Source organism: Bradyrhizobium sp., from assembly GCF_016462955.1.
Classification (GTDB): domain Bacteria; phylum Pseudomonadota; class Alphaproteobacteria; order Rhizobiales; family Xanthobacteraceae; genus Bradyrhizobium.
The window spans coordinates 1-9,762 of sequence record NZ_JAEMSD010000250.1; the positions used below are offsets into that span (position 1 = coordinate 1).

General features: G+C 63.3%; 8 protein-coding genes. 5 read left to right on the plus strand and 3 right to left on the minus strand.

Annotation, left to right across the window (positions count from 1 at the left end):
* The coding region (locus JHD07_RS23100; RefSeq protein WP_291626197.1) for a hypothetical protein at positions 1-208 on the plus strand (208 nt) is incomplete at its 5' end.
* A gap of 46 nt (positions 209-254) precedes the next feature.
* A complete protein-coding gene (locus tag JHD07_RS23105; RefSeq protein WP_291626200.1) occupies positions 255-2,996 on the plus strand; it encodes an EAL domain-containing protein in 2,742 nt (913 codons plus the stop codon).
* 17 nt (positions 2,997-3,013) lie between these two features.
* Here the strand turns inward: JHD07_RS23105 and JHD07_RS23110 are convergent, their stop codons facing one another.
* A complete protein-coding gene (locus JHD07_RS23110) occupies positions 3,014-3,274 on the minus strand; it encodes a hypothetical protein (protein ID WP_291626201.1) in 261 nt (86 codons plus the stop codon).
* A gap of 257 nt (positions 3,275-3,531) precedes the next feature.
* Here JHD07_RS23110 and rocF point away from each other — a divergent pair, with 257 nt between their 5' ends.
* On the plus strand, positions 3,532-4,509 hold the full coding sequence (gene rocF / locus JHD07_RS23115) for an arginase (RefSeq protein ID WP_291626203.1): 978 nt from the start codon (positions 3,532-3,534) through the stop codon (positions 4,507-4,509).
* 165 nt (positions 4,510-4,674) lie between these two features.
* On the opposite strand, the gene JHD07_RS23120 is transcribed toward rocF, so the two are convergent.
* Positions 4,675-4,986 carry a nuclear transport factor 2 family protein gene (locus JHD07_RS23120; protein WP_291626205.1) on the minus strand — a complete coding sequence of 104 codons (312 nt, stop codon included), beginning with the start codon at positions 4,984-4,986 and terminating at the stop codon, positions 4,675-4,677.
* A 140-nt stretch (positions 4,987-5,126) separates the two neighbouring features.
* Here JHD07_RS23120 and JHD07_RS23125 point away from each other — a divergent pair, with 140 nt between their 5' ends.
* The gene (locus JHD07_RS23125) at positions 5,127-8,333 is read left to right on the plus strand and encodes a LuxR C-terminal-related transcriptional regulator (protein ID WP_291626207.1); all 3,207 of its coding nucleotides are present in this window, start codon (positions 5,127-5,129) and stop codon (positions 8,331-8,333) included.
* Between the two features lie 126 nt (positions 8,334-8,459).
* Positions 8,460-8,735 (plus strand): hypothetical protein, encoded by a 276-nt coding sequence (locus JHD07_RS23130; RefSeq protein WP_291626208.1) that lies wholly within the window; start codon positions 8,460-8,462, stop codon positions 8,733-8,735.
* Positions 8,736-8,753: 18 nt separating this feature from the next.
* Here JHD07_RS23130 and JHD07_RS23135 read toward each other — a convergent pair.
* Positions 8,754-9,762 (minus strand): mandelate racemase/muconate lactonizing enzyme family protein (locus JHD07_RS23135; RefSeq protein ID WP_291626210.1); only part of this gene is annotated, 1,009 nt, incomplete at its 5' end.

Here is a 9,762-nt window from a genome sequence, read left to right on the forward strand (position 1 = left end):
CGGCAATAACGGCAATAACGGCAATAACGGCAATAACGGCAATAACGGCAATAACGGCAACAGCGGTAACAATGGTAACGGCGGCAACAACGGCCACGGTAACAGCAGCCATGCCGACAACGGCGCCACCGGCAATGGCAGAGGCAACAACGGCAACGGCCACGGAAATGGCGGCGGCAATGGCAGCAATGGGCACGGCAGACGCTGAACTCTAGGTCGACGCGTCCGTCGGGGCGGGCGTGGGGGAGGACCGAGTGAGACGCTATCGGCCGCATATTCTTGTTGTAATCGCGCTTGCGATCGTCCTGTCCACGGGCTGGCACGCCGCGCTTCGCAATGCGCTCACCGACCTTCGATTCAAGTGGCAATCGCGTGAGGCCACCGGCGACATCGTTGTGGTCGGCATCGATGCGCCCTCGATCGACCAGATCGGGGTTTGGCCGTGGCCGCGGCGCCTCCATGCGGAAATGCTGCAAAGGCTGGAAGCGGCAGGCGCGCAGGACGTTGCCTTCGATATCGACTTCAGCACGCCCTCGGACCCAGTCTCCGACGAGGCCTTCGCCAATGCGCTGCGGGACGCCGGCGGCTCGACGATCCTGCCATCCTTCAAGCAGCCGACTGCGAAGGGCCGTCCGGCCCACGTCAACCGCCCGCTGAAATCGTTCGCCAACCAGTCCTGGCCGGCCGTCGTCAATGTCGCGATCGAATTCGACGGGCTGGTTCGCCGCTATCCGGTCGGCGAGAAGCTCGGCGACGCCTTCATGCCGTCGATGGCCGTCGTGCTGGCGGGGCAGGACGCCAATCGGCGACCGCCCTTTCTGATCGATTTCAGTATTCGTACATCCTCCATTCCCGTCGTTTCCTTTGTCGATGTGCTGCAAGGCGATGGCGCCACGCTCGACAAGCTGAGAGGCAAGAGGGTCATCATTGGGGCCGCGGCGCTCGAGCTTGGTGACCGTTTCAGCGTTCCGAACGGCAGGATCGTCTCGGGGCCAGTCCTCCAGGCACTCGCCGCTGAATCGATCCTTCAGAACCGGATGCTGCGCTGGACCTCCGACGTCGGCATGGTGCTCGGGCTCGGCGCGATCTGCCTGCTGATGATGTATTCGTGGCGCCGCGTCGCACCTGGACTTCGCGTCGCAGTCCTGATCTCAGCCGGGGCGGCGGTCGAACTGGCCGCCCTCCTCGTGCAGGCAAGGTGGCCCCTGGTCATCGACACGTCGCTATTCCACATCGCGATCGTCGCTTACCTGACGGCAATTGCGCTCGATGAGATCGACTTCCGCAGCCTGCTCGGGCGCATCGCCGAGAGCCGCTTTCATCGCATCGCGATGTCGCTGGGCGACGGGCTGGTCTGCACCGACCAGGATCACCGCATCACAGTCTGGAATCCCGGCGCGAGCGCGATCTTCGGCTACATGCCGGCCGAGATCATCGGTCGCCCGTTCGAGACGCTGTGCGCACCGCGGCCGGACGGCGCTGCAAGGCCGTCCATGCACGACGCCGCGCGCGAGGCGCTTCTGCTGCAAGGCGGCGCGGTGGTCGTCGAGTTCGAAGGCCGGCGCAAGAACGGGGAAACCTTTCCGGTCGAGGCGAGCTTCTCGGGCTGGCAGGGAACGGACGGCTTTCAGTATGGAGCCATACTGCGCGATATTTCGGTGCGCAAACGTGAAGCCGAACGCATCAGGTATCTGGCAGAACACGACGCGCTAACCGGCCTTGCAAACCGGAACATGCTGCATGTCGTTCTCACAGACCTGATCGCCGCGGCGAAGCAGCAATCTTCGGGCGTTGCCCTGTTGGTGCTCGGGCTCGACGGCTTCCAGGAGATCAACGACATGCTCGGGCACTCGGCCGGCGACCTCGTGCTGCGTGCGGTCGCCGAGCGGCTGCGGAACGAAGTCGATGGCAAGGCGATCGTCGCCCGGCTCGGCGGCGACGAATTCGCCATCGCGATCGATTGCGCGGAACTCGCCGAGCCGGTCGCGGCAATGACCGAGCGAATCGCGCGCGCGTTCGAGACCCCGCTCACAGCCGGCACGCGCCAGCACCGTGTCAACATCAGCGTCGGCGTCGCCGTCTATCCTGACGGCGGAAGCAACGCCGATGATCTCCTGAGCAACGGCCATCTCGCGTTGACGAAGGCCAAGGCGACCAGGCGCGGGGGCCACGTCGTATTCGAAGCCGCGATCCGGCAGGAACTCGAGAACCGGCTGACGCTGGAGGGCGAACTGGCGGTTGCCGCCGATCGCAACGAATTCGAGCTGTTCTACCAGCCGCAGGTTCGCCTGATCGACGGCAGCCTGGTCGGCGCCGAAGCGCTCATCCGCTGGCGGCATCCGGTGCGCGGCTACGTCTCGCCGGCGGAATTCATGCCTGTCGTCAACACTTCGGCGCTCTCGGAGCGTATTGGGAACTGGGTGATGGAGGCCGCCTGCCGCCAGGCGCGAGCCTGGGAATTGTCCGGCAACGATGTCCGTGTCGCGATCAACCTCTCACCCTCGCAGCTCCAGTCCGGAGATCTCGCGCATTCCGTTGCAGCATTGCTCGAAACGACCGGGCTGACGCCGTCGCTGCTCGAGATCGAAGTCACCGAAGACATCCTGCTGCATGACGAACGCCGCGTGCTCGAGATGTTCAAGCGGATTCAGGAACTCGGCGTCCGGATCCTGTTCGATGATTTCGGCACCGGTTATGCGAGCCTGAGCTATCTGAAAAAATTCCCGCTCGACGGCCTGAAGATCGACCGGTCGTTCGTCTTCGGTCTTCTGTCGAATTCCGACGATGCCGCCATCGTCGGCTCGACCATCGGCCTCAGCAAGCAGCTCGGTCTCACCGTCGTGGCCGAAGGCATCGAGAACCGTGCAACGGCCGACTTCCTGGTCAGCATGGGATGCGAGGAAGGGCAGGGCTATTTCTTTGGCCGTCCAATGCCCGCCGAGGCATTCGAGAAACAATTCCTGGCGAATGAACTCCAGACTGTCAGCGCCGCCTGAGCGAGCGGCGTTCGCTCCTATCGCCGGCGCGCGACCGCTACGCCGAAGAGGAAGGCGACGAAGAGACTGGCCAGCGGTGCTTCGCGCGTGATCGCGGACACCGTTGCGAGCGCCCCGCCGGGCTTGCGCGATTCCTCCACGGCGGAGGTGAGGCGGTCGACGGCCGCGTGCACGCCTCCGGCGACTTCACCGATGGTGCGGGAGACGTCCGCGGCCGCATCAATGGCACGCTCGGCCATGCCGGGCTGGGACGAGGGTTGCGGTATCTCCGTGCTCAAGGACGCGACCTCCTGGCGTGATGATCGAAGCTGGCACCTCTGGCTATCCGCGCGCGCTCGTTCTGAACGGCGAGTCTGGTACCTTTGGCTATCCGCGACAGGCGCCGTGGTTGACGGCGGAAGCCGCCCTTGGATCAGCAATTCAGCGCACGGGATTTTGTTCCGGATGATATGCCGGCCCCTGTGCGTTCACCGGGAAACGACGGGTGCGAATCTCTGTTAGGCTGGGGTGGCCTTGCTGATGTCAGGAGACAGCCGTGACCGACCGGACCATGACGGATCGAGCCCGGCGCATCGCCTTGCTCGGCGCTCCCATCGACATGGGGGCTTCGCAGCGCGGCACCTTGATGGGCCCTGCGGCGCTGCGCACCGCGGGCCTGGCAACACTGCTCGAAAGCCTCGACTTCGAGGTCGTCGACCACGGCGACCTGTCCGCCGCCGAGGTGCGGGATCTCACCGACAGGCCACCTGAGAACGCCAATCATTACCGCGAAATCCAGCGCTGGACGCGGTCGCTGAGTCGCAAAGGCTATGAGATCGCAACCACCGGCGCGCTGCCGATCTTCCTCGGCGGCGATCACACGCTGTCGATGGGGTCGGTCAATGCGATGGCGCGGCACTGGCAGGAGCGCGGCCGCGACCTGTTCGTGCTGTGGCTTGACGCCCATGCCGATTACAACACGCCGGAGACCACGATCACCGCGAACATGCACGGCATGTCAGCCGCATTCCTGTGCGGCGAGCCCGGGCTCGACGGTCTCTTGGGCGAGGATCCGCGCGCTTCGATCGGTCCGGACAGGCTGGACCTGTTCGGCGCGCGTTCGATCGACAAGCTCGAAAGGGAGCTGATGCGCGAGCGCCGGATCAGGATCGTCGACATGCGCCAGATCGACGAGTTCGGCGTCGCCGTCTTGATCCGCCGCGTGATCGAGCGCGTCAAGGCGAGCAATGGCGTGCTGCATGTCAGCTTCGACGTCGATTTCCTCGACCCCAGCGTGGCGCCGGGCGTCGGCACCACGGTGCCGGGTGGCGCCACCTATCGCGAGGCGCACCTGATCATGGAGCTGTTGCACGATTCCGGCGTGGTCGGGTCGGTCGACATCGTCGAGCTGAATCCATTCCTGGACGAACGCGGTCGAACCGCGCGTACTGCCGTCGAACTGATCGGCAGCCTGTTCGGCCAGCAGATCACCGACCGTCCGACGCCGAGCAATGCCATCGCGCCGGGTGAGTGAAGCGTTGGCAAGAGGCCTTGGCGAGAGGACTAGGCCGGAGCCTTGGCGGCCTCGCGCCGAGATCGGGCACGCTCCTTGGGGTCGCGGGCCTTCGTCCGGCGTTCGGCCTGCAGACGCACAGCGCATGATCCTCGAATGACCGCTTCGCGCTCTCCCCCTGATGGTTCAATTCAAAGGGCCGCAGTCCAGCAGCTTGATCCTCCCGTCGGCGTCGAAGGCTAACAGCGCGCTGACGACGCCAGTACTGGTGACGTAAGAGATAACGGTCCCATTATGCGAGGGACTGAGGTCGTCCAGGATCCCGGCCGGGTATCTTTGCAGGCGATCGACCCAATAGGCGCGAAGTGCCTCACGGCCGGTGATGGTTTGGGCGCCGGAGCAGCCGCAATGGACCACGGCGTCTTCGGCATAAAGTTCCATGATCGTTTCGAGATCACCCGCGCGGTAGGCGTCGAGCCAGTCAACGGCAACGGCCATCGGGTCAAACGATATATTTGTCACTGCGGCTGTCCAACTGATCCAGGTATGGGAACCAAATCGATTGGATTTATTTTAGTATCCCACCCGGCCACGGCCATATGCCGAAGGACATAGAGGACCGGGCCGAGGCAAAGTCGATGTTGGACGCGTCCGCCAGGCAAGGGCTTCTCAAACCCATCCGGCTTGTGATCGTTGATCGGCAACCGATCGTTCTGCAGGGATTGAAGTCGGTACTCGGATCTCAGCAGGATTTCGACGTTGTCGCATCGTCCAGCGACGGCGCGAGCTGCCTCGAAGCCATCCGAAATTTCACGCCAGATCTGGCACTCATTGGCGACACCCGGCCGGATCTGACGGCATCCGACATCCTGAGGATTGCGAAAACGGAGCAGCTGTCCACGCGGGTGGTGTTCTTTACCGAGTCCGACGTCGACGACAATCTGACTGCCGCGATTGCTGCCGGCGCCTGCAGTACAATCTCGAAATATGCCGCTCCCGCCACTATGCTGCAATCGTTGAGGCTGATGACGACGAGCGGCGTGTTGCTGCAGCAGCGCGATCTCTTGCCCATCGGCAGCGAATCCGAGGTCGAGAAGGTCGGGAAGCTGCTGACCCCGCTGACACAGAGGGAACGCGAGATTGCCCTGCTCGTGTCGGAGGGAAAATCCAACAAGGAGATCGCGCGCGAGCTGAACGTTTCCCACGGGACCGTCAAAGTCCACCTCTACAATATTTTCCAGAAGCTTGAGATAACCAACCGGACCGTGCTTGCGACCCTCGCGTTGCTGCAACGCACCTCGGGCGTTGGTGTGCTTGCTCTGGCCTTTCTGGCGTTCGCACTTGCGGACGACCTCGAGGCCTCGGAAGCGAACGACGCCCGGCCGGACGACAACCAGATCGGCCGGGCGGACGAGCGCGCCACATATGAGGTTTGGAAGAAAGCCATTCTCCAGCACGTCATTCTTTCGCAATCTGCCAGAACGCCTGTTCAGTCAGAGAAGGATCCCTTTGCAAATGCCAGCCAGGCGGCGAACATGGTGACAGCCATGGAAGCGTCGCGCGCAGCCCAGCAATTCATGGGCTCACAGCCCTGGAAAGACTTCGGATCCAGCGCGCCCAGTCTTCCCGTGGTCTCGCTGAGAGGAATGAACGACGCTCCGCTTGGTGATGAGCCGGCTACTAAGCATCAATTGCCGCAATTCGCTTCCGGTCCCATGTCGAGCTCCGGGGGATATGGCACTTTCGCCGCTGTCGCGGGTGCGCTGATCTACGCGCTGCAAGATACCGATCCTGCCCAGGCACATGGGCGGGGTCCGGGATCGAAAGATCTCCTCACGGCCCTCGGTGAGAATGCGGCTGCAACACTCGCCACGACCGCCCATGTCGGCGATGATCACGCCGGCAACTCAGCGGCGGAATTTCTTTCCCGCGATTTGAGCCTGCGTTCCGTTTCGGTGACCTCTGCAAACGACGTGGCGCGAGAAGACGCTCGGGGCCAAACGAGCCCGGATCACGATGCCGGTCCGGCAGGATTTAGCCACGACCGACTGATCGGTGGGAATGTCGAACACGTCGTTGGCCATTTCCCGATTGATACGAAGCCGGGCTCGTCGGACCCGGTCCTGGATTTCGCATCTGGTCCTGGCAGGCTCAATCTTGCGGCTTTCGGAGGCCTGGCTTGGCTGCATCTCACAGCAGGAGCCAAGTCCATCCCGCCGCATACCCTCGCCTGGGTCTACGATTCCGCGCGCAACGAAACGATCGTCTATGTGAATCCGACCGACCGCACGCTCGATATCGGCGATCGCCGCGTGATGGAGATCCATCTGCAGGGGATTGTGTCCGTTGCGGAGTCCGACGTCGTTGAGGCAAAAAGTGTCGCTGTCGCGGCGACCCTGGAGCAGCTCGAACAGGCGCTGGCACCGGCGACTTCAGATGATGAAACCGGTTCGAACGCGGACAATGTCCGTGACGGCGATAGCTCGCTTGGGGCGGCTGGAATTTGGGGCGCCTGGACCGACGACGGATCAAGCTTCCACTTTGCACAAGTTCGGACCGGCTTCGGGACGCTGGCAAAGTCCAACGCCGTCACGCGAGATTCGGATGCCACGGGCGAGAGTGTCGCCGCGTCGGGTGTCACGTCGCCATCATCATCATCATCATCATCATCTTCATCCGCGCCTGGCCATAACGCGACGGCTCCGGCCAGCGAAGGCCTTGCCAAAAGCAAGCCCAATCATGCGGACACCGGCGCTCCCGCGACAAAGCAGATGGACCAACCGGGTCCAGCTACGGCCGACAGTGGCGGGCCCGGTAACTCTGAGAACGCTTCGGAGCAAGGGGCCGCGCACGCGGCGAACGCGCCGGGCCAAACGCGCGATGGCGGCAGCAATGGCAAGGGCGCCGAACACAAGGCTTCCGACACGGCAAAAGCGCCAGCAGCAGAGAAGACCTCGGGACCCAAGACGGTCGAGAAAAGCAGTGCGGGACACGACCGACACCCACACTCCGCAATTGCCTCGGAAGCCGACGAAATGGCCCAGCCGGGCGTCGCGACGGGCGAAGGCCCAGGCCGTGGCCACTCGCAGCACGCATCGGAACCCGGTTCTGCAAAGGGATCGGCGAGCGAAGCGAAGTCCACACCGGATAGTGGCCTCGGCAAAGACAAGGGGCACCACGCCTCGGCTTCGGACGACTCGCTAGGGCATGTGAAGGCGGCAAAAGTCGCCGAGCATAAACCCTCGGCGCAGTCATCTTCCGAGGTCGAGGGGGCCGGCGGCAAAAGTCACGGCAACTCCGAGCACGGCGCGGAGCCGGAGCCTCCGAAACCGGGTGCTGAGCGGATTGAAAAAGATACCGGCGTCGGCAATGGCGAAGAACGTCATGCTTCGGCTTCGGAGCCGGGGAAAGCGCAGAAGATCGCAGAACCGGCAGATCCAAAGCACGGCGCGCCAGAGGACTCAGTTTTCGTAAACGGACCAGAACAGCCCAAGCCGGCCGGACGAAGCGCTGAAGCCGGCGGTCATGCTGGAGACGGGACCTCGCAAGAGGTTGCGCGGTCGGGCGCTGCCGGATCGCAGCCCGCGCAGCCGATCAAAGCTGCGCTCAAGATGGGCGGTGCCGATCGCGACCTGGTCTTCCGCTTCGACGGCAAGGCAGTTCCTTCCACGGAGGTCCCGGGTGTCGAGTTGAAAGAACCCGGTCACCCGCAGGCTTCGTGCAGCCCGCAAGATCAACTCGGGGCAATTGTCGAAACGGGGCCCAATGCCCCGGGCGAACACGGGGCCCATCACGGCACCAATGCTGAGCATCACGGATCTGTGCCGCACGATTGGCTGATTTGATACGCGCGGCCTCATGACAAAAAACGCGATCGCGTAGCACGGTGCTGCTGGCCAGCCAGTCTGACGGAGCCCGGAACCAATGGGGGCGGCTTCGAATTAACCTGAGTTAGAACGACGGATCCCTTGATGACGCATTCCTTCCATAGCTCTGTCTCCACCGCTCTCCGCCATCCCGGCGTGATCGCCCTGATCGTGGCGGCTGTGACGATTGCGGCAATGCTGATCGTCGACCACGGACCGTGGAGCCGCGCCAAGACCCAGCCTGCTCATGTTGCGATGTACGCAACTACGGGAGAAGCGGCGCGGGCCGCCGGCGCCGAGGTGCTGCCAACCGAGCCGAAATCGCCGATCGAGCCGAAGCGGCCGAAGACGTCTCCGACCGTCAATCCTGTGACGCCTTAGCTCATCGACTCCTGCTTCTCAGCTCTTGCGACCGTAGTTGAGCAGTCCGCCGCTCGTCTTCGGCGGATGAGCGCGCAAGGCTTCCTCGTTCGGCTCGGTGCCCCAGCCCGGCCGGTCCGGAATCAGAAGATGGCCGTTCTCGATTTCCGGCTCATGCGTGAAAAGCTCACGGTCCCAGGCCAGACGATCGATATCGATCTCCATGATGCGCAGGTTCGGCACAGCGGCGCAAAAATGCGCGTTCATCATCGAGCAGAGATGGCCGTAGAAATTGTGCGGAGCAACGTTGACCTCGAAGGCTTCCGCCGCGGCCGCGATCTTCATCGACTGCCAGACGCCGTTCCAGGGCGTGTCGATGATCGCGACGTCCATGGCCTGGGCGTGGAAATAGGGCAGGAATTCGCGCAAAGAGAGCAGCGTCTCGCAGGACGAGATCGGGTGCGGGCTTTGCTTGCGGATATAGCCGAGCGCTTCCGGATTGAAGCTGTCGATCTCGACCCAGAACATGTCGATATCGGCGATGGTGCGCAGGATCTTCAGATAGCCTTCGGTCTTTGCGTTAAAGTTGCAGTCGAGCAAGATGTCGACGTCGGGGCCGGCACCGTCGCGGATTGCTTCCAGGTGCATGTGCAGGTCGCGCAGGATCTTGCGGTCGACGTTGATCTCGGGCGCGAAGGGTGAGCCGAAGCCGGGGCGCCAGCCGGTCGGCTTGCCGTCATCATAGGAGAAGATGTTGGTCTTGAGCGCGGTGAATTTCTTCTCGCGCACCTCGCGGCCCATGGCCTTGACACCGTCGAGGCTTTCGATCGGCGGTTTGTACCAGGACGGGTGATTGATGCGCCATGTCGCGCAATGCGACCAGTAGACCCTGATGCGATCGCGGATCTTGCCGCCGAGCAGCTCGTAGCAGGGGACACCGAGACATTTCGCCTTCGCATCGAGCAGCGCATTCTCGATCGCACCGAGCGCTTGCGCCACCACGCCGCCGGCCGCCGGCCGCGTCGCCGCGAACAGTTCGGCAAAGATG